General features: G+C 61.9%; 12 protein-coding genes and 1 pseudogene. 6 read left to right on the top strand and 7 right to left on the bottom strand.

The genetic code is table 11. The features are described from left to right. Positions 1 to 70: 70 nt before the first annotated feature. Positions 71 to 1,180 (bottom strand): TRAP transporter substrate-binding protein, encoded by a 1,110-nt coding sequence (locus C1M53_RS18805; RefSeq protein WP_129413619.1) that lies wholly within the window; start codon positions 1,178 to 1,180, stop codon positions 71 to 73. A 287-nt stretch (positions 1,181 to 1,467) separates the two neighbouring features. Here C1M53_RS18805 and C1M53_RS18800 point away from each other — a divergent pair, with 287 nt between their 5' ends. Together C1M53_RS18800 and C1M53_RS18795 are read left to right on the top strand one after the other, a co-directional pair. Further along, positions 1,468 to 2,241 carry a gamma-glutamyl-gamma-aminobutyrate hydrolase family protein gene (locus C1M53_RS18800; RefSeq protein ID WP_129413618.1) on the top strand — a complete coding sequence of 258 codons (774 nt, stop codon included), beginning with the start codon at positions 1,468 to 1,470 and terminating at the stop codon, positions 2,239 to 2,241. Positions 2,242 to 2,388: 147 nt separating this feature from the next. After that, the gene (locus C1M53_RS18795; RefSeq protein ID WP_129413617.1) at positions 2,389 to 3,234 is read left to right on the top strand and encodes a hypothetical protein; all 846 of its coding nucleotides are present in this window, start codon (positions 2,389 to 2,391) and stop codon (positions 3,232 to 3,234) included. Positions 3,235 to 3,252: 18 nt separating this feature from the next. Here the strand turns inward: C1M53_RS18795 and fghA are convergent, their stop codons facing one another. The 4 genes and pseudogenes from fghA to C1M53_RS18770 form a co-directional block, all read right to left on the bottom strand. Beyond that, positions 3,253 to 4,086, bottom strand: a complete 834-nt coding sequence (fghA, locus tag C1M53_RS18790) for an S-formylglutathione hydrolase (RefSeq protein WP_129413616.1) — start codon at positions 4,084 to 4,086, stop codon at positions 3,253 to 3,255. Positions 4,087 to 4,175: 89 nt separating this feature from the next. After that, on the bottom strand, positions 4,176 to 5,303 hold the full coding sequence (locus tag C1M53_RS18785) for an S-(hydroxymethyl)glutathione dehydrogenase/class III alcohol dehydrogenase (RefSeq protein WP_129413615.1): 1,128 nt from the start codon (positions 5,301 to 5,303) through the stop codon (positions 4,176 to 4,178). Positions 5,304 to 5,572: 269 nt separating this feature from the next. Next, a pseudogene (locus tag C1M53_RS18780) lies at positions 5,573 to 8,067 on the bottom strand (heavy metal translocating P-type ATPase). A gap of 347 nt (positions 8,068 to 8,414) precedes the next feature. Next, positions 8,415 to 9,041 (bottom strand): TetR/AcrR family transcriptional regulator, encoded by a 627-nt coding sequence (locus C1M53_RS18770; protein ID WP_129413614.1) that lies wholly within the window; start codon positions 9,039 to 9,041, stop codon positions 8,415 to 8,417. A 185-nt stretch (positions 9,042 to 9,226) separates the two neighbouring features. Here C1M53_RS18770 and C1M53_RS18765 point away from each other — a divergent pair, with 185 nt between their 5' ends. The 3 genes from C1M53_RS18765 to C1M53_RS18755 are packed head-to-tail and all read left to right on the top strand — an operon-like array spanning position 9,227 to position 13,818. Continuing rightward, positions 9,227 to 9,448, top strand: a complete 222-nt coding sequence (locus tag C1M53_RS18765) for a hypothetical protein (protein ID WP_129413613.1) — start codon at positions 9,227 to 9,229, stop codon at positions 9,446 to 9,448. Between the two features lie 2 nt (positions 9,449 to 9,450). After that, positions 9,451 to 12,639: a multidrug efflux RND transporter permease subunit gene (locus C1M53_RS18760; RefSeq protein ID WP_129416252.1), complete on the top strand. Its 3,189-nt coding sequence runs from the start codon at positions 9,451 to 9,453 to the stop codon at positions 12,637 to 12,639. 12 nt (positions 12,640 to 12,651) lie between these two features. Then, complete coding sequence (locus C1M53_RS18755) at positions 12,652 to 13,818, top strand: efflux RND transporter periplasmic adaptor subunit (protein WP_129413612.1); 1,167 nt, start codon at positions 12,652 to 12,654, stop codon at positions 13,816 to 13,818. Between the two features lie 195 nt (positions 13,819 to 14,013). Here the strand turns inward: C1M53_RS18755 and C1M53_RS18750 are convergent, their stop codons facing one another. Next, entirely contained in the window at positions 14,014 to 15,738 is a 1,725-nt protein-coding gene (locus C1M53_RS18750) for an APC family permease (protein WP_129413611.1), read from the bottom strand. Positions 15,739 to 15,826: 88 nt separating this feature from the next. After that, a complete protein-coding gene (locus C1M53_RS18745; RefSeq protein WP_129413610.1) occupies positions 15,827 to 17,536 on the bottom strand; it encodes an APC family permease in 1,710 nt (569 codons plus the stop codon). Between the two features lie 332 nt (positions 17,537 to 17,868). Here C1M53_RS18745 and C1M53_RS18740 point away from each other — a divergent pair, with 332 nt between their 5' ends. Continuing rightward, positions 17,869 to 20,640: a phosphoenolpyruvate carboxylase gene (locus tag C1M53_RS18740; protein ID WP_129413609.1), complete on the top strand. Its 2,772-nt coding sequence runs from the start codon at positions 17,869 to 17,871 to the stop codon at positions 20,638 to 20,640. Positions 20,641 to 20,650 lie beyond the last annotated feature (10 nt).

The following is a 20,650-nucleotide window of genomic DNA, read 5'->3' as shown; positions in this document are numbered from 1 at the left end:
CGCGGCGACAAAGCACCAACAAAAAAGCCCGGCAGCAATGCTCCCGGGCTTTCCTTCAGGCTGTTGCTGATCAGAGCTTGTTGCCGCGCTGCTGGATCATCATGAAGGTGTCGTAGTTGTATTCGGCCACCTGCGCCCAGAGATAGTGCTCCTTGCGGAAGCCCTTGATCGATTCCCAGATCTTCTTGAAGTCGGCATTGCCAGCTTCCATTTCGGCATAGACCTCGTTCGCCTTCTCGAAGCAGGCCGCCAGGATCTCCTGGCTGAACGGTCGCAGCTTGGCGCCCGAAGCCACCAGGGATTTCACAGCACCCGGATTCACATAGTCGTATTTCTGCAGCATGTTGGCATCGGTTGCCTGGGCTGCGGTGTGCACCAGCGATTTATAGTTGGCAGGCAGTTCCTCGAATTTCGCCTTGTTGAACAGCAGGTGAACCGTAGGGCCACCTTCCCACCAGCCGGGGTAGTAATAGTAAGGCGCGACCTTCTGGAAGCCGAGCTTCTCGTCGTCGTAGGGGCCGACCCACTCGGCCGCATCGATCGTGCCCTTCTCCAGCGCCGGATAGATGTCGCCGCCGGCAATCTGCTGCGGCACGACGCCGAGCTTCTCGACCACCTTGCCGGCGAAGCCGCCGATACGCATCTTGAGGCCCTTGAGGTCGGCGACTGTATTGATTTCCTTGCGGAACCAGCCACCCATCTGCACGCCGGTGTTGCCGCCCGGCAGGCCGTAGAGGCCCTGCTTGCCCAGGAACTCGTTGAACAGCGCGATGCCACCGCCATGATAATGCCAGGCGTTCATGCCGCGCGCGTTGAGCGCGAACGGTACTGCCGCCCCCAGCGCCCAGGTCGGGTTCTTGCCCCAGTAGTAATAGGCAACCGTGTGACAGGCCTCAACCGTTCCGGCAGCGGCCGCATCGGCTGCCTGCAAGCCGGGAACCAGTTCGCCGGAAGCGAAGACCTGTACCTGGAAATTGCCGTCAGTCGCCTCCGAAAGCATCTTGGAGAACACTTCGGCCCCGCCGTAGATCGTATCCAGCGACTTCGGGAAAGACGACGTCAGACGCCAGGTCACTTTCGGATTGGATTGGGCGATAGCCGGAGCCGCGAGTGTCGTGGCGACGGCCGCCGCTCCCGCACCGGTAACACCGGCTTTGCGGATGAACGAACGACGATCCATGAAGTTCCTCCCTTTTTTGGATCAACGGGCAATATGAAAATAAAGAAGATTTCCCCGATTTGGCGGGTTGTACCGGCCAAGACAATACACGCCGTTCCCATCGTGTCCAGCGAGCGGCCGGGGCTGTGGAGCAGCCTTTTCCAAGCTCTGCGACTATAGTCTAACGGCTGGATCGTGCATGGCTTGCATGTCTTGGTGAAGCCATAAACTTGTCGTGGAAAAGCGCCTCGGCATCGCCTATTTTATAGGCATTCCAGTCTTGGACCCTAACGGAACCCGTATCCAAAATGCAGCAGCCGCTTGTCGCCGTCTCGACCGATGTCCGCCAGTTCGACAATTACACCTGGCATGCAGCACCCCGGCAATATCTGGAAGCGGCTATCGCCGGCGCTGGTGTATTTCCGGTTCTGGTTCCTTCCTTCGGCGATCGGCTCGATCTGGACGAGCTGCTGTCGTCGGTCGACGGCGTGATGATGACCGGCTCCAAGTCGAACGTGCACCCGTCGCTCTATGGCGGTGACGCCAGCGAGGCAAACGGTCCCTATGATCCCGACCGCGATGCAACGACTTTGCCGCTTATCCGCAGGGCGATCGAACGCGGTGTACCGCTGCTGGCCATCTGCCGTGGTATCCAGGAAATGAACGTTGCGCTCGGAGGCTCGCTCGCCACCGAAATCCAGGAGCGCGAAGGTTCGCTCGATCATCGTGCACCTGTTTCGGACAATCAGGACGAACGCTTCGCCATCCGCCAGAGCGTCAGCATCAAGCCGGGCTCATGCCTGGCCGGTGTCTTCGGCGCCGGCGACGTCATGGTGAATTCCGTGCACCGCCAGGCTGTCGATCGGCTCGGGGCGAAGCTGCAGGTCGAGGCGGTGGCTACCGATGGCACCGTCGAAGCCGTCTCGGTGCGCGATTCCCGCTCGTTTGCCGTCGGCGTGCAGTGGCACCCGGAATACTGGGTGCAAAGCGACAGCGTCTCGCAGCGTGTCTTCAAGGCCTTCGGCGATGCCGTGCGCGCGCATGCTGCCGCCAGGGCAGCGACGCGCGCCGCTGCCGAATAGCTTTCCGGATCAAAAGCTTCACCTGTCCTGCAGGTGCGGTGGTTGCCCGCGACCAGATCAGCCCGGGAGTCGGTTCGCTCGGGTGCGATTTCCATCGCATTCTATTTTTCGGTTCGCTAAAGTAGAACCGGGGTTGAGGGTGACCGGGTGGCATTCAGCGCTAAGGAAATTGCCGGACATCCGGCCCTGCATCGTATTGTTCGCAGCCAGGCGAAAGCACTGTTGGCTGCGTATCAAAGTTCACCCCGGCTCTCTTCGGTATTCGCCACGCAGCAGCGCTGGCTGATGGCACATGCTGGACTGGCTCTCTACTTTCGCCAGGGCGCGATAACCACCGCGCGTTTCCTTCAACTGATCGAACTGCATTCTGTCGCGAGCAAAAACACGGCCGATGCCTTCATCAAGGAAATGCAGCAATACAACTACGTGGAACCTCTTCCGGACAATACCGACCGCCGATCGAATCCGCTGCGTCCAACCCCCCAGACACTGGAAACCCTGGCTGCCTGGGCAATGGTCCATCTCACGACATTGGATGGCTTCGACGGTGGCAGACGGCTGGCAACCTTCGCTTCCAGGCCAGATGCGCTCGCCCGCGTGGAGCCTCTGATCGCGGACGGCCTGCTCACCTCGGAGCCCGTGCGTGCTCCCGAAAGGACCTTTTCATTGTTCACCTGGCTGAACAACGGGGGCGTGGTCATGGAGTGGTTGGTCTCGGGTGTGGAACCCAGTCTCGCCGATCAGGATCGCATCCCTACCGGAGTTGTTTCGATTGGCGAATTCGCGAATCTGCTGAAGCTCTCGCGCACTCATCTGGCGCGCAAGCTGCGCGAAGCTGAAGGCCTTGGCAGCGTTGGCTGGCTGGGCCAGCGCGGCAACTCGACAATGTGGGTATCGCGCGATTTCTATCGTGAATACATGGACGCACAGGCCGTGAAACTGGCCATCATCGACCAGGCATTCGAAGATAGCCTGGGCGGCCCGGCGGCGTGATTGCCCGAGGCCGATCCGTCACGCCAGCCTCGCCGCATGCCACTTCAAATGGTCATCCATGAAAGTCGAGATGAAATTATAGGAGTGGTCGTAGCCGTCCTGCATGCGCAACTCCAGCGCGACTCCAGCCTTCCTGCAGGCATCTTCGAGCAGCCACGGCCGCAGGCCTTCGTCGAGAAAACCGTCGGCCGTACCCTGGTCGACCAGGAATTCCGGAAACCGCTCGCCATCCTCGAGCAGCAACGTGGCATCATAGGAGCGCCAGGCCTTCTCGTCGGTGCCGAGATATTTTTCCAGCGCCGGCTTCGACCAGCCGGCCGTCGTCGGTTGAACGATCGGCGCGAAAGCCGAGCAACTCCTGAAACGGTCGGCGTTCCTGAGCGCAACGGTCAGCGCGCCGTGACCACCCATGGAGTGGCCGAAGATGCCCTGCCGCGCCATGTCTGCCGGAAAGTTCCGCGCGATCAACGCTGGCAATTCCGCGGTGACGTAGGAATACATGCGATAGTTCCTGGCAAAGGGCTCCTCTGTGGCATCGACGTAGAAACCGGCACCGAGGCCTAACTGCCAGTTGTCCTTTTCGTCCGGCACGGCTTCGCCGCGCGGGCTGGTGTCCGGGCAAACGATCATCAGGCCGAGTTCGGCTGCTATCCGTCGATATTCGCCTTTGTCCATGACGTTTGCATGGGTGCAGGTGAGACCCGACAGATACCACAGCACAGGAACGGGCTGATCCTTAGCTTGCGGTGGAACGAACACGGCAAAGGTCATGTCGCACGCGCAAGCGTCCGAAGCATGCGAATAGACGCCCTGGATACCGCCATGCGACTTTGACGTGGAAACGGTCTTCATCGGCCCTGTCTTTCGATCAACGTTCTGGAAACACGCGTAAAGGGCGCCCGACATATAGCGAGCGCCCTGGTGTGATGCCGCCGAAGCGATCAGTAGACGACCACGCTGCGAATGCTCTTGCCTTCGTGCATGAGATCGAAGCCCTTGTTGATCTCCTCCAGCTTCAGCGTGTGGGTGATCATCGGATCGATCTCGATCTTGCCGTCCATGTACCAGTCGACGATCTTCGGTACGTCCGTGCGGCCGCGAGCACCACCAAAGGCCGTGCCCATCCAGGTGCGGCCCGTGACCAGCTGGAACGGGCGGGTCGAAATCTCCTGGCCTGCACCGGCGACGCCGATGACGATGGACTTGCCCCAGCCACGGTGCGCTGCCTCAAGCGCCTGGCGCATCACCTTGACACTGCCGGTGCAGTCGAAGGTGTAGTCGGCACCGCCGATCTGGTCGGCGCCACGCTTGGTCAGGTTGACCAGATATGGCACGATGTCGCCGTCGATCTCTTTCGGATTGACGAAATGCGTCATGCCGAAGCGCTCGCCCCAGGCCTTCTTGTCGTTGTTCAGATCGACACCGATGATCATGTCGGCGCCGGCCAGCTTGAGCCCCTGGATGACATTGAGCCCGATGCCGCCAAGGCCGAAGACGACTGCGGTCGCGCCCTCCTCCACCTTGGCGGTGTTGATGACGGCGCCGATGCCGGTGGTCACGCCGCAGCCGATGTAGCAGATCTTGTCGAACGGCGCGTTCGGATTGACCTTAGCCAGCGCGATCTCGGGCAGCACGGTGAAGTTGGAGAAGGTCGAGCAGCCCATGTAGTGGAAGATCTTGTCCTTGCCGATAGAGAAGCGCGAGGTGCCATCCGGCATCAGGCCCTGGCCCTGGGTCGCGCGGATCGCCGTGCACAGGTTGGTCTTGCGCGACAGGCATGAAGGACAGGATCGGCATTCCGGCGTGTACAGCGGAATGACGTGATCGCCCTTCTTCAGGCTGGTCACACCCTTGCCGACATCGACGACGACGCCTGCCCCTTCGTGGCCGAGGATCGCTGGAAAGATGCCTTCCGGGTCGGCGCCGGAAAGCGTGAACTCGTCCGTGTGGCAGATGCCGGTTGCCTTTACCTCCACCAGAACCTCACCTTCGCGCGGTCCTTCCAGGTCCACCTCCATGATCTCGAGCGGCTTGCCTGCGGCAACTGCAACGGCGGCGCGGGTTTTCATGCTTCTTCTCTCCAACAGACTTTTTGGCCGGACTTGCGTCCGACAGATTCGGCCGCACCCAACGACATTGCGAACCAGCGCTCAGGCTAGAGACCCAGCGCTTCGAAAGCGGTCGTATCAGCGACGCTTCATCCCACGGATACGAAAATCGATCCGTTAGACAAGCACGGTTGATTGTTAGCGGAGCATGCATGTCAGGGCCAGCCCGTCAGGCACGGCAGGCATGGACAATTGGTAGGAACCGTCCCACCAATTGTCCAGTTCCCGGATCAAGCAATCACCCGCCGGCTCACCGCCAGCGGTACCCGGAAGCGCTTCAGGCGCAGCGCGTTGCTCAGCACGAAGACGCTGGACAAAGCCATGGCCCCGGCCGCTAGCATCGGCGACAGCAAGGTCCCGTTCATGGGATACAGCACGCCTGCCGCCACCGGCACCAGCGCAGCATTGTACCCAAATGCCCAGAACAGGTTCTGGCGGATGTTGCGGATGGTCGCCTTGGAAAGAGCCAGGGCATTGGCAACGCCGACGAGGTCGCCCGACATCAGCACGACATCGGCGCTTTCAATGGCGATGTCGGTACCGGTGCCGATGGCGATGCCGACATCGGCGGCAGCCAATGCCGGCGCATCGTTGATGCCATCACCCACGAAGGCAACTCGGACGCCACCGCAGGCCAGCCGTCGTATCGCCTCGACCTTGCCATCTGGCAGCACCTCGGCAACAACTTCATCGATGCCGATCTGCCGGGCGATCGCCTTGGCCGTGTGGCGGTTGTCACCGGTCACCATCACGACCTTCAGGCCGAGTGCGTGCAGCGCCTGGATGGCCGCCGGTGTCGACGGCTTGATCGGATCGGCGACTGCGATGATCGCGGCAAGCTCATCATCGATTGCAGCATAGAGCGGGCTCTTGCCCTCCCCGGCCAAGCGCTCGACCACCGGCGCGAAAGCGGAGACGTCGAGACCAAGCCGCGCCATCAGCCGGTCGGCACCGACTTCCACCTGCCTATTTCCGATCCACGCCCGCGCCCCGAAACCGGGAATGGCTTCGAAGTCGCTGGCTGCCGCGAGCCTCAGGCCACGCTTTTCGGCAGCTCTCACGATCGCTTCGGCCACAGGATGTTCCGAGCGCGTTTCGACGGCGGCAACGAGGCCCAGCACCTCAGCCTCCTCGAAACCGTCGGCAACGATGAAGTCTGTGAGTTCGGGCCGACCTTCGGTCAAGGTACCCGTCTTGTCCAATGCAATGACCGATGCATCGCGCAAGGTCTGCAGCGCATCGCCTTTGCGGAAAAGAACGCCCATCTCCGCGGCGCGGCCAGTGCCGACCATGATCGAGGTCGGTGTCGCCAGCCCCATCGCACATGGGCAGGCAATGATCAGCACCGCGACGCCATTGACCAGTGCGAAGGACAACGCCGGATCCGGCCCGAAGAAATACCAGACGCCGAAGGTAGCGAGCGCGGCGGCGATCACTGCCGGCACGAACCAGGCCGTCACCTTGTCGACCAGCGCCTGGATCGGCAGCTTGGCGCCCTGCGCGGTCTCGACCATGCGGATGATCTGCGCCAGCAGCGTTTCGGAACCCACCTTGGTGGCACGAAACGAGAAGCTGCCGGTCTTGTTGATGGTGCCTCCCACCACCTCGGCGCCGATGCCCTTGGACACTGGCACCGGCTCGCCGGTGATCATGGCTTCATCGACGAAGGAAGAGCCCTCGACGATCTCACCATCGACGGCGATCTTCTCACCGGGCCGCACCACCACGATGTCGCCGGCGCGCACGTCCTGCAGCGGCACCTCAACGGCAGCGCCATTCCGCATCACACGCGCCGTTTTCGCCTGAAGACCGACCAGTTTCTTGATCGCTTCGCCCGTTCGCCCCTTGGCACGGGCTTCGAGAAAACGGCCGAGCAGGATCAGCGTCACGATGACGGCCGCGGCCTCGTAATAGACATTGGCCGTGCCTGTCGGCAGCACTCCCGGCAGAAAGGTTGCGACCACCGAATAGGTCCAGGCGGCACCGGCACCCAGCGCCACCAGCGCATTCATGTCGGGCGCGCCCCTGAGCAGGGCCGGCACGCCCTTGGCGAAGAAACGCAGACCAGGCCCGAACAGCACCAGCGTGGTCAGGACGAACTGCAATCGCCAGTTCCAGGCACCGAATGTGCCCATCACCCAGTGATGAAAGGCAGGCACCAGATGCGAACCCATTTCCAGCACGAAGATCGGAAGGGTCAGGACGAGCGCCGTTGCCAACGCCCGTTGCAGGGAAGCGATCTCCGAGGCGCGATGGTCGACCTCCCGACCGTCGGCTGCCTCGGAGGCAACGAGCCTCGCTTCGTATCCTGCTGCATGCACAGCCGCTTCAAGGGCGGTATCGCCGCCGCGCCAGCGACGATCGTCACCGTCGCCCGTTCGGTTGCAAGATTGACGCTGGCATTGCTAACTCCGGACACCGCCTTTAGCGCCCGCTCGATGCGTGCCACGCAGGAGGCACATGTCATGCCTTTGATCGCGAGCTCGATCGTCTCGCTGCGTGCCCGATAGCCAGCGCCTGCCACCGCGGCCAGAACCGGAGCGAGATCGGGCTCGCCTGAAAAAGCCACTTCGGCACGTTCTGTCGCCAGATTGACGCTTGCTGAGGTAACACCGGGAGCGGCCGCAATGGCTTTTTCCACGCGCCCGACACAGGAGGCGCAGGTCATGCCTTCGATACCGAGTTGAAAGATTGTGCCGGCCTTCGGTGTGGCGGCAGGGAACATTTTCGGGGCAACGGCGTTCATGGCTGCAACTCTCTTCTTGAGTGGTTGCTCAGGGAGATAAAGCTTCCAGTCATGGGAAGGTCAAGGGGCTTCGCGACGGGTGACATCGCAGAAGCAACGGCCTTTGTCGCCTGTAAAAAGGCGTTTGACCTTACCATGGCGGGAAGGTGCAGATCGTGAAGCCTGAGTTTGATGAGCACGCCAAAAATCACTTCTGCAGCGCAACTGCAGCGAGAATTGGCAGAAGGAACGAGGGCGGAATGTCCGACGAATACGGTCAGCTTTCGATTCCACCCGACGGCGACAGCCCCTGGCGACACGCGCAGGAAGAAGCAACGGCAGCCCGGTCAGGTCTTGTCGTTGAGGCCGCCGACAGTGGCGATGACTTCCTCCGCCATACGCTTGAAACGGGCGCTCGGACCTTCCTGCCCTTCGCTCTGGCGACTGATCCGCGCGCCTTCCAGCAGCAGACCCAGCATATCGGCGGCCAGTTCGGGCTGATCGAGGCCAGCGCGGGCACAGAGCTTGGCCAGGCAGTTGCGATGGTTCTTCTTGACCTCTTCGATCACGCGCTTGGCCGGATGATCGTCATCTGCAAGTTCGACAGCGGTATTGGCCATCTCGCAGCCGCGCCAGTCGCCGCTGATGCACTCGGCCGCGTTCTCGATCCAGGCTCGCAACTGCGCTTTCGGATCGCCGGGATGCTGGTGCTCCAGTTCATCCCACTTCAAATAGGATTCCTTGGCGGCGCGCTGCAGACACTCGACGATGAGATCGTCCTTGGAGGCAAAATGACGATAGAGCGTCATCTTGTTCGTGCCGGCAGCCTCGGTGATCGCTTCGATGCCCACGCCGCGCACGCCGTGCTGGTGAAACATCTCCCGCGCGGTGGTCACGATACGCTCTCGCGGCCGCGCACTCACACGATCGTTATGATCACTATTGTCAGCAGTCTGAAAAATTTGATCGCTCATGGCTTGACGTCGGTGTTACCGGTCAGTAACTATCTGGCTGTTACCGAGCGGTAACATTTCATAATACCCCCGTCAAGGTCGACCATAGGCCAAGCCGGACAAGAATGATGGAACAGGGTGAAGGCCGCAAGCACGGTCTTCGCCGAGCGCTTTTTTATTGCCTGGATCAGCCGGGAGACGAAACGATGGCATCCTATTCGAAGGCCTTGACCATTGATCAGCTGCTGAACGACCCGATGACGCTCGCCGTCATGCGGGCCGATCGCGTCGATCCAGCTTCGTTGAAAGCCCTGCTTGTCCTCACTGCCGCGCGTCTGCGCGACGCCGACGACCACCCCACTTTGCCAAGGACCGATCCCGCATTCCTCCCAAGGGATCCACTTGCCGCTACTCGAAAAGCCGTTTGAACATGGTCAATTTCTTTCTCCAGCGACCGATCTTCGCCTCGGCGATCGCCATCATCATGGTGCTCGCGGGGCTGATCGCCTATTATCTTTTGCCGGTTGCGCAGTTTCCCAACATCGCGCCGCCCCAGGTGGTCGTCAGCGCCGTTTATCCGGGCGCCAGCTCGCAGGTCGTCGCCGATACGGTGACGACCCCGCTCGAACAGTCGATCAACGGCGTCGAAGGCATGACCTACATGTCCTCGGCGAGCTCGAATGACGGCTCCGCACGCATCACCGTCACCTTCGATGTCGGCTATCCGCTCGATATCGCTGCGATGGACGTGCAGAACCGCGTTTCGCAGGCAGCTTCATCCCTGCCGGCAATCGTCAACCAGGCCGGTGTCACTGTCAAAAAACAGAATCCGAGCTTTGTGCTGATCGTGAACCTGACCTCGCCCGATGGATCGGTCGATCCGGTTGCGCTCAGCAACTATGCCTACCTGCAGGTCGCGGATCCTTTGAAACGCGTTCCCGGCGTCGGCGACGTACAGATCTTCGGCGAGCGCCGCTATTCGATGCGCGTCTGGCTCGACCCGGACAAGCTGGCCAATCTCGGTATCACCGCCGTCGACGTGCAGAACGCCGTCGCCGAGCAGAACGTACAGGTTGCCGCAGGCAAGATCGGCCAGTCGCCGGCGCCGGCGGGCACTGCGTTCGAAATGCAGGTCAACGCCACCGGCCGTCTCTCCGATCCCAAGGAATTCGGCAACATCGTCGTGCGTGCCAATTCGGCAAGCGGCTCGCTGGTGCGCCTGAAGGACGTCGCGCGCATCGAACTCGGGTCGCTGCTCTACAATTCGTCGACCTATGCCAACGAAAAACCGACCGTCGTCATCGCGACGTTCCAGATGCCGGGTTCCAATGCGCTGGAGCTGAAGAAAAACATCGAAGCCAAGATGAAAGAGCTGTCGGCTCGCTTCCCGAAGGGCATCGAGTACACGATCTTCTATGACACGACCAAGTTTGTGTCGGCCGCCATGGAAGACGTGGTCAAGACCTTGCTCGAAGCACTGGTCCTGGTCGTGGCCGTCGTCTTCATCTTCCTGCAGAACTGGCGCACCACGCTCATCCCGATCATCGCCATCCCGGTATCGCTGATCGCGACGATGGTGGTGATGCTGGCGCTGGGTTTCTCGCTCAACATGCTTTCGCTTCTCGGCATGGTGCTCGCCATCGGCCTCGTCGTCGATGACGCCATCGTCGTCGTCGAGAACGTCGAGCGCCAGCTCGAGGCCGGACATCCGCCGCTCGAAGCCGCGCGGCTGGCAATGAAGGAAGTCACTGGCCCGATCATCGCCACCACGGCGGTGCTGATGGCCGTGTTCATTCCGGTTGCTTTCATTCCGGGCGTCACCGGCCAGCTCTACAACCAGTTCGCATTGACCGTCGCGATCTCTGTCGGCATCTCGGCCTTCAATTCGCTGACCCTGTCGCCCGCGTTGTCCGCGGCGTTCCTACGCCATCGTCCGCCATCGACGTTCTTCCTCTATCGCTGGTTCAACGATGGCTTCACCTGGCTGTCGCATGCCTATTCGGCTGCGGTGCGTGGCTTCATCAAGCTGCGCTGGCTGATGATGGGCATATTCCTGGCGCTGATTGCCGCGACCTATGTCGTCTCGACACGCATCCCCTCGGCCTTCCTTCCCGTGGAGGACCAGGGCTATTTCTTCAACATCGTGCAGTTGCCCGATGGCGCGTCGCTCGAACGCACGGATGCGGTCTCCAAGAAGGTGCGTGACACGTTGCTTGCCACACCTGGCGTCCAATACGTCATCACGGTCGCCGGCTTCAACTTCCTCACCTTCGCCAATCAGTCGAACTCGGCAGCGCTCTTCGCCATCCTGAAGCCATGGGAGGAACGCACGGGACCCGGCATGAGCGCCACCGACATCGTCAACTCGGTGCGACCGAAGCTGTTCGGTATGCCCGAGGGCCTGGTGCTGGCTTTCGAACCGCCATCCATCCAGGGCCTCGGCACGACGGGCGGCTTTGAATTCCAGGTCGAGGACCTTGCCGGTCGTGGCGCCAATGCCGTCAACGAGGCGACGCAGGCATTGCTCGCGGAAGCGCGCAAGCAGCCGGAGCTCAACCCGCAGACGCTGTTCAGCACCTTCTCGACCTCGACGCCGCAGTTCAACTTCGACCTCGACCGCAACAAGGCCAAGCTGCTTGGCCTTGCCCTGCCGGACATCTTCAACACGCTGCAGATCTATCTGGGTTCGCTCTATGTGAACGACTTCAACATGTTCGGCCGCACCTTCCGCGTCACCATGCAGGCGGACAAGTCGGCACGTGCCGAGGCAGCCGACCTCACCAAGCTCTATGTCCGCAACAACACCGGTCAGATGGTGCCGTTGTCGACGCTGGGCACGATGCGGTCCGTTGTCGGCCCGGAGACGGTGACGCACTACAACAACTACGGTTCTGCTCTCATCAACGGCAGCGCCGCGCCCGGCTTCTCTTCGGGTCAGGCGATCGAGGCGATGCAGAGAGCGGCGGCCACCGCGCTGCCGAACGACTTCGGCTTCGAATGGACAGGCATCACCTTCCAGGAGCTGAAGGCAGGTTCGGTCGCGATCTTCGTCTTCGCGCTCGCCATCGTCTTCGTCTTCCTGATCCTGGCCGCGCAGTATGAAAGCTGGTCGATGCCGTTCATGGTCATCCTGTCGGTGCCGACCGCCTTGTTCGGAGCGTTGCTGGCGATCTGGCTGCGCGGCATGCAGATGGACGTCTATTCGCAGATCGGCTTCGTCATGCTGATCGGCCTGGCGGCCAAGAATGCGATCCTGATCGTCGAGTTCGCCAAGCATCTGCGCGAACAGGGCATGAGCATCGTCGAAGCCGCGATGGAAGCGGGTCGCCTGCGCCTGCGCCCGATCCTGATGACCGCCTTCGCCTTCATTCTCGGTGTCGTGCCGCTGATGCTGGCGACAGGTGCGGGTGCAGCCAGCCGTCAGTCGCTGGGCACCGCCGTGTTCGGTGGCATGCTGGCGGCGACCATCCTGACGCTCGCCTTCGTGCCCGTCTTCTACGCCATCATCGAACAGTGGCGCGAAGGCAAGGCCGGCGCGAAGGCCGAACATACCGAAACATCCCATGCGCCGCATGGTGGCGAGCAGCCCTCGCCGACCCATGTCCCGGCGGCAGAATAACGGAGCCCTTCCATGCGTATCTGGAAAATCACCACAGCCGTCGTCGTGATCGCCGCGGCGGCAACATATGTCCACTTCAACGGCGAGCCTGCCTTCCTGAGCGGTCTGATCAGCAAGCCGGCGGATGCGGCGGCTCCCGCACAAGCCATGCAGGCGATGCCGGTGCCGGTTGCCGCGGTCGTGAAGAAGACCTTGCCGGTCTACCTCGACTACACCGCACGCGCCGAGGCCATCCGCAGCGTTGCGCTGCAGGCCAAGGTCTCCGGCTATATCCTCGAGCAGGCAGCCGAGGATGGCGTCGACGTCAAGAAGGGTGACACGCTCTACCGCATCGACCCGCGCGACTACCAGGTCGCCCTCGACCAGGTGAAGGCACAGGCCCAGCGCAACCAGGCATCGCTCAGCTACACCAAGGCGAGCCTGACCCGCGGCAACGACCTGATCAAGACCGGTTTCCTGTCGAAGGACGGCTTTGACCAGCGCAGCAGCACCATGCAGCAGGGCGAAGCGACCGTGGCTGCCGACAACGCAGCCATCCAGGCCGCCGAGATCAATCTCGGCTACACCACGATCCGGGCTCCCTTCGACGGTCGCCTCGGCCGCAACCAGGCGCCTGTCGGCACGCTCGTCAATGTCGGCGGCACCTCGCTGAACACTCTGGTCCAGGTCAGCCCGATCTACGTCACCTTCACGCCGAGCGAGGGTGATCTTGCCCTCATCCAGAAGGCGAAGGCGAGTGGGCCGATCGTTGCCGAAGTGACGATCCCAGGCGACAAGACGCCGCCGCGCAAGGGCGAGCTCACCTTCATCGACAACAGGATCGATGCCGCCACAGGCACCATTGTGGCGCGTGCCACCATCGGCAATGACGACCGCTCGCTGCTGCCAGGCCAGTATGTGAACATCCGCCTGCAGATCGGCGAAACGCCGAACACCTTGCTCGTGCCGCAGGTCGCGCTCGGTTCCAGCCAGCTCGGCAAGTTTGTCTATGTCATCGATGAAGGCAACAAGGTTGGAATGCGATTGGTCGAACTCGGTCAGACCGAAGGCGAACTGATCGCCATCACCAAGGGCATCACTGAGAACGACAAGATCATCAGTGGCAATCTTCAGAAGATCGGGCCGGGCATGCCGGTAAACCCCCAAACGGCAAGCCCGACTCCGCCCCCGGCGTCCTGACCATCAGGGCACCGGAATGGTCCAGCCGGCCACTGCGGTGGCCGGCTGGACTTTTTTATTGGCTCGACAACGGGTATCGATCGCGGCTGGAGCGTTTCCGTTTTCTCGGAAACGCGGAAATGCTCCAACTCCTTGTTTTATGCAATTCCGGACGGAAACCGCTACGCACTTTTCCTGGAATTGCTCCTGCGTTCCTCAGATCACGAAGAACCAGTTGGCGAGCAGCACGACAACCAGTCCGGCGACAAGCGTCAGGTAAGGCAGCATACCGGCCTTGCGCACCTTGAGGTCGTCCTGGGAGATACCGAGATCGTCCAGCATATGTTCCGGGAACTTGCCACCGTCCTGGATGTAGTGACGGAAGCAGAACACCGGAATGATCAGGGCGGCGGCGATAAAGCCGGCCCACAGGGCCCACGGGTTCCAGACCTTGGCGCCGGCGCCCATGAAGACGGCATTGACGTAGGAGAGCAGACCGCCGACCGCGATCAGCAGGGTCGGCGCCCGCCACGGCCGGTGGATATGGCCGTTGTCGATGCGATGGATCCAGCCGGAGTTCAGGTTGAGGAAGTTGAAGATGATGTAGCCGCAGTTCGATACGGCCAGCACGAAGAAGAAGCTGGTTGCATCGGCAGCGGCAACGGCCAGCAGGAAGACGTTGAAGATCAGGTCGGTCCACATGGCCCGCGTCGGCGCGCCATGTTCGTTGGTGTGATTGAGATAGCGCGGCAGCCAGCCGTCGACCGAGCCCTGGTAAAGCGTGCGCGATGAGCCCGCCATTGCCGTCATGATCGACAGCATCAGCGCCAGGATCATCAACATTACCATGATCGAGGTCACGAACCCCGCCCCGCCGACCATCTGGGCCATGGCTTCTGCGACACCCGAGCCGTCGACGATCGGCGTCGCCAGCATGCCGTTGAGCCCCAGAACGCCCTGGAAGGTGAACGGCACCAGCGTGTAGAGCGCGAGGCACAGCAGGCCCGAATAGAAGATCGCCCGCACCGTGTCGCGGCCCGGATTCTTGAATTCGCTGGTGTAGCAGATCGCGGTCTCGAAGGCGTAAGCCGACCAGGCCGCAATGAACATGCCGCCCAGTACAAGCGTCCAACCGGCGACGTTCCACGAGCCCGGTTCCGGCGCATAGGCGGCAGCCAGCGGCACCAGCGGCGAGTAGTTCGCCCAGTTGATCTGACCCGTGATGATCGGCACGACACCGACGATCAGCATCGGAATGATGACGACGAGGCCGATGAACTTCTGGACACTCGCGGTGCCGAGAATGCCGCGATGCTGGATCGCGAAAGTCACCAGCATCAGGATGACGCCGATGAAGAAGACCGAATTGAGCGAGAAGCTCACTGGCCCGAGCGTACCGTGGAAGAGTGTCCAGGTGCGGATAGCCGGTGTCCCCGCAGCCGTCAGGGCGGCAATGGCATCGGTCGCAGCCTTGCCGGCATTGGCCGGGTCTGCAAGCCATGCCACGACTTCCGGCGACGTATCGCTGAATCCGGGGATCGGCGCCAGGGCATTGAGGATGTAGGCCGCCGCGATCGAGCAGCCAAGCGACAGCACCGGCGTCCAGGCGAGCCAGTTGCACCACACCGACAGCGGCGCGATGAACTTCGAATAGCGCAGCCAGGCCGTGGCACCATACACGGAAGCGCCACCCGACTTCGAAGGAAACAAGCCGGCGATCTCGGCATAGGTGAAGGACTGGATCAGGCCAAGAATGATGGACGCTGTCCAGATCAGGTAGGCCGGCGTGCCGACGGTGCCGGCAATGCCGCCGATTGAAAACAGCACCAGTGCCGGCACGCCACTGGCGACCCAGAAGGCGCCGCGCCAGTCGATAGTGCGATGAAGTTGGCCGTCTCCTGCGTGAGCAGGCGCCGCGGCGCTGGCTGTTGTCGTCGTCATTGTCGGCTTCCCCTTCGGCTCTTCAGAGCGCATCCCCTTGTCTGATGGAGAATCCTGCGCGGCTGTCTTGGCCGCGCAGGATCAGTGGTCAGAACACGAAGTACCAGTTGGCGATCAGCACCACGATCAGGCCGGCGATCAGCGTCAGGTAAGGCAGCATGCCGGCCTTGCGCTCCCGCAGGTTGCTTTCGGTCATGCCGAGATCGTCCAGCATGTGATCCGGGAATTTGCCGCCGTCCTGGATGTAGTGACGGAAGCAGAACACCGGGATGATGAGGGCGACGGTGGCAAGCCCTGCCCAGAGCGCCATCGGGTTCCACACCTTGGCGCCGGCGCCCATGAACACGGCATTGACAAAGGCGAAGATGGTGCCTGCCGCCAGCAACCAGGTCGGCGCGCGCCATGGCCGCTTGATGTGGCCGTTGTCGATGCGATGGATCCAGCCGGCATTCAGGTTGAGGAAGTTGAAGATGATGTAGCCGCAATTGGCGACGGCGAGGATGAAGAAGAAACTCGTCGCATCCGCCGAGGCGATTGCCAGCACGCCGAGATTGACGATCAGGTCCGTCCACATCGCCCGTGTCGGCGCGCCATGTTCGTTGACGTGGCTGAGATAACGCGGCAGCCAGCCGTCGACTGCACCCTGGTAAAGCGTGCGCGAGGTACCGGCCATCGCAGTCATGATCGACAGCAGCAGCGCCAGGATCATCAGCATGATGAGCAGCGTCTTGATGAGGCCGCCGCCACCGACCATGGAGGCAAGCGCGTCGGCGACACCGGAACCATCGACGATCGGCGTCGCCAGCATGCCGTTGAGACCGAGCACGCCCTGGAAGGTGAACGGCACCAGGATGAACAGCAGGATGCACAGCAGGCCCGAATAGAAGATCGCCTTGAACGTGTCCGTTTCGGGGTTCTTGAATTCGCGTGTGTAGCAGACTGCCGTCTCAAAGCCGTATGTTGACCAGGCGGCGATGAACATGCCGCCCAGCACCAGCGTCCAGCCGGCGACGTTCCAGGAGCCAGGCTCCGGCGCGTAGGCTGCAGCCAGAGGAACGAAGGGCGAGTAGTTTGCCCAGTTGACCTGCCCGGTCAGGATCGGCGCGATGCCGACGATCAGCAGCGGAATAATGACCAGCAGGCCGACCACCTTCTGCACGTTGGCGGTGCTGAGGATGCCGCGATGCTGGATGGCGAACGTACCGAGCATCAGCACCGCGCCGATCCAGAACGTCGCATTGAGCGAGAAGGAAACCGGCCCGAGCGAGTGGGTGTAGAGCGTCCAGGTACGGATCGTCGGCGTCGCTGCGGCGGTCACCGCCGCGACCGCGTCCGCGGCACTCGTCCCCGCATTCGCGGCAAGGTATGCAACCACTTCCGGCGACGTTTCGGTGAAACCCGGGATCGGCGCCAGTGCATTGAGGATATAGGCCGCCGCGATGGAGCAACCGAGTGACAGCACCGGGGTCCAGGCGAACCAGTTGCACCATACCGACAGCGGCGCGATGAACTTCGAATAGCGCAGCCAGGCAGTGGCGCCGTAGACCGATGCGCCACCCGATTTGTTGGGGAACAGGCCGGCGATCTCCGCATAGGTGAAGGACTGGATGAAGCCCATCAGGATGGACACCGTCCAGATGGCGAAGGCGATGTTGCCGCCGACACCGGCGATGCCACCGATCGAAAACAGCACCAGCGGCGGCACGCCGCTGGCGACCCAGAATGCGCCGCGCCAATCGATGGTTCGGTGCAGGTTCCCACTGGCTTCGGCCACGTAGGTTTCATCCATGGCACTCATGGCTTGGTTCCCCATTGTTGACAGTCTCGTCGCCGAAATCGGGACGATAAAGCAGGCACTGCGGTTTTCCGCTTAGTCTTATTTGTTTCCCAATAGTGAAGATCATCGGAATCCCGATCTCCGTCAAGCGATTTTCGATAAACCGGCAAAACGGCTGTGTTTTCGCACCGGATAGCAGGCCAGGCACCGGAAATTCGCCCTTTCGGCCAATCCGGACACCACCCGAACGGGCGAGGAATCTACCCGTCCAGGCGTTTTCAGCGCCGGCGAAAGGAATATGCTGGTTCAACGCACTAGTATGAAAAAAACATTCATGCTAGGAATAAGCCGCAATGTTTGTTGAGGAGGCAACGGACATTCTCAGTCTCGCGAAAATCGATGCAGGCTCGACGGCTCGCCCGATTGCGATCGCCAGGGAAGCCAAGCCATTCGACGTCCGCAGCGACGTCCACGAGCTGCTTTTCCGCTTGCTCGTTTCGGTGGTCAGTGAACGCGAACCGGAAATCGCGGAGATCCTGGTCGGCCGGGGTTCACTCGACAGCCTGGCCGAGGAACTGCGCATCCCTGCCCTGCAGGCAACCGGCATCTGGTTCCAGCTGATCGCGATCGCCAGCGAACTCCAGGCCATGCGCACCCGGCGCGAGACCGAGCAGGCGGAAAGCCCCGAGGAGGTGATAGGCTCCTTCGCCAACGTGATCGGGGAAATCGCCGCGGAAGGTTATTCCGCCGAGGCTGTTCAGGAAGCAATGAACAGTCTCATGGTCGGCCCGACCATGACCGCCCACCCGACAGAAGCCAAGCGCGTCACCGTGCTCGAAATCCACCGCCGCATCTATCGCAAGCTGACGGAGATCGGACAGCTGCGCTGGGCTCCCCGGGAGCGGGAAACGCTGGTCTGCGATCTCAGAAGCGAAATCGAACTGCTGTGGATGACGGGCGAACTCAGGCTGGAACGCCCGACGGTCGAACGCGAGATCGCCTGGGGACTGCACTTCTTTCGGGAAGTCCTGTTCGAGGCCACACCACAGCTTTACGACCTCGTCGACGGCGCCCTGAAGCGTCACTTCCCCAACTACGCCCTCACCGTCCCCTCCTTCATGCATTTTGCATCCTGGATCGGCGGCGACCGCGACGGCAACCCGAATGTCACCGCAGGCACGACGGCTTACGCGCTTGCCGAAAACCGCGGCATGGCCATCCGCCTGTATCTCACCCAGGTGCGTCGTCTGGTGACCCTGCTCAGCATCAGCACCAATGTCGTCGACATGCCAACCGATTTCGGACCGGCTCTGGTGGAGGCGCTGCAGGCGAGCGGCTGCGGCGAGGCAATCGCTTGCCGTAACGTCGACGAGCCGCTGAGGCAGTTCTCGGCAGCAATGCTCTGCCGGCTGGAAGCCATGACCGGCGAGGGCAGCGGCGTGCCGTATCCCAATGCTGAAGCATTCCGGGCGGATCTCAGTTGCCTCATGCAAGCGCTGCATCTGCTTGGCGGCAAGATGATGGCGCAACGTCTGGTGCGACCGCTGCTGCAGCAGGTCGAGAGCTTCGGCTTTCACACCGTTGCCCTGGACATTCGCCAGAACTCGACGGTTGTGAATCGGGTACTGGCAGAGCTCTTTGCCGTGATGGACCCGGCGGGCAAACCTGCCTCACCCGGTTCGCCGCAGTGGTCTGCACGCATCCGCGACGCGATCCGCAGAGGCGAGTGCATCACCTTTGACCCGGCGGGTCTCACCGACGAGACCCGTGAGCTGCTCGACCTGTTCGACGTGATCCGCGACGCATCCGCCGAGAAGGGCGGTGCCATCGGGGCATTCATCCTGTCGATGACACAATCCGCCGACGACATCCTGGCTGTCTACCTGCTCGGGCAGCTCTGCGGGCTGGCAACCGCATCGGATGGCTCGGGAACCATCAATCTGAGAGTGGTGCCGCTGTTCGAGACCATCGCCGATTTGCGCGCGGCCCCGGCCATCCTCGAACAGCTTCTTGGCCTGTCCATCGTGCGCCGCACGATCCGTGATTTCGGCAACCGCCAGGAAATCATGCTGGGCTATTCCGACTCCAACAAGGATGGTGGGTTCCTCGCCGCGAACTGGGAACTCAGCAAGGCGCAGAAGCAGCTGACGAAGCTGGGCCGCAGGCACAAGGTCCGGATTTCCTTCTTCCACGGGCGGGGCGGTTCGGTCAGCCGTGGCGGCGCCCCCACCGGCCGCGCCATTGCCGCACAGCCGGCAGGCACGGTCGACGGCTGGATGCGCGTGACCGAACAGGGTGAAGTCGTCTCGTCGAAATTCGCCAATCGTGGCACCGGCCTGCATCAGCTCGAAATCCTGGCAGCAAGCGTCTTCGCGCACAGCGTGAAATCGCCCAACGAGGCCGAACTGAGAGACATTCCCGAATTCGACGAGGCGCTGGAAGCCCTCACCGGCATGTCGCTTGCCGCCTATGCCAGTCTGATTGGCGAGCCTGGCTTCATCGACTATTTCAACCAGGCGAGCCCGGTCGAGGAACTCGCCTTGCTGAAGATCGGCTCACGTCCCGCACGCCGCTTCGGCGCCCGCGATATCGCTGACCTGCGCGCCATACCCTGGGTTTTCGCCTGGAGCCAGAACCGCCATCTGCTCACCGGCTGGTACGGCATCGGCAGTGCCATCAATTCATTCGTCACCGTGCGCGGCGATGCCGGTCGCGACCTGCTGCGGCAGATGTTCGAGCGTTCGCGTTTCTTCCGGCTCATCATCGATGAGGTCGACAAGACCCTCTACCAGGCCGACATGGAAATCGGCCGGCTTTATGCAGGGCTCGTTGCCGACAGCAGCGTTGGCAAACGCATCTTCCATAAGATCGAGGCCGAATACGATCTGACCAGCGCCATGGTGCGGTCGATCGTGGGCGACACCGACTTCGCCACGCGTTTCCCGGCATTCAAGCGCAATTTCGACCGTTTGCGGCCGGAAATGAACAGCATCCACGCGCTCCAGGTGAAATTGTTGCAGGAAGTCCGCGACCAGGCCGCGAATGCTTCGCCGTCGAAGCGGCCGGTCAACGCGCTCCTGCTTTCGATCAACTGCATATCCTCCGGTCTCGGCTGGACAGGTTGAAGACAGGATC

Source organism: Mesorhizobium sp. Pch-S (genome assembly GCF_004136315.1).
Taxonomy (GTDB): Bacteria; Pseudomonadota; Alphaproteobacteria; order Rhizobiales; family Rhizobiaceae; genus Mesorhizobium.
The sequence above is the reverse complement of the archived record's forward strand: the minus strand, read 5'-3'. Positions and strand labels throughout refer to the sequence as shown.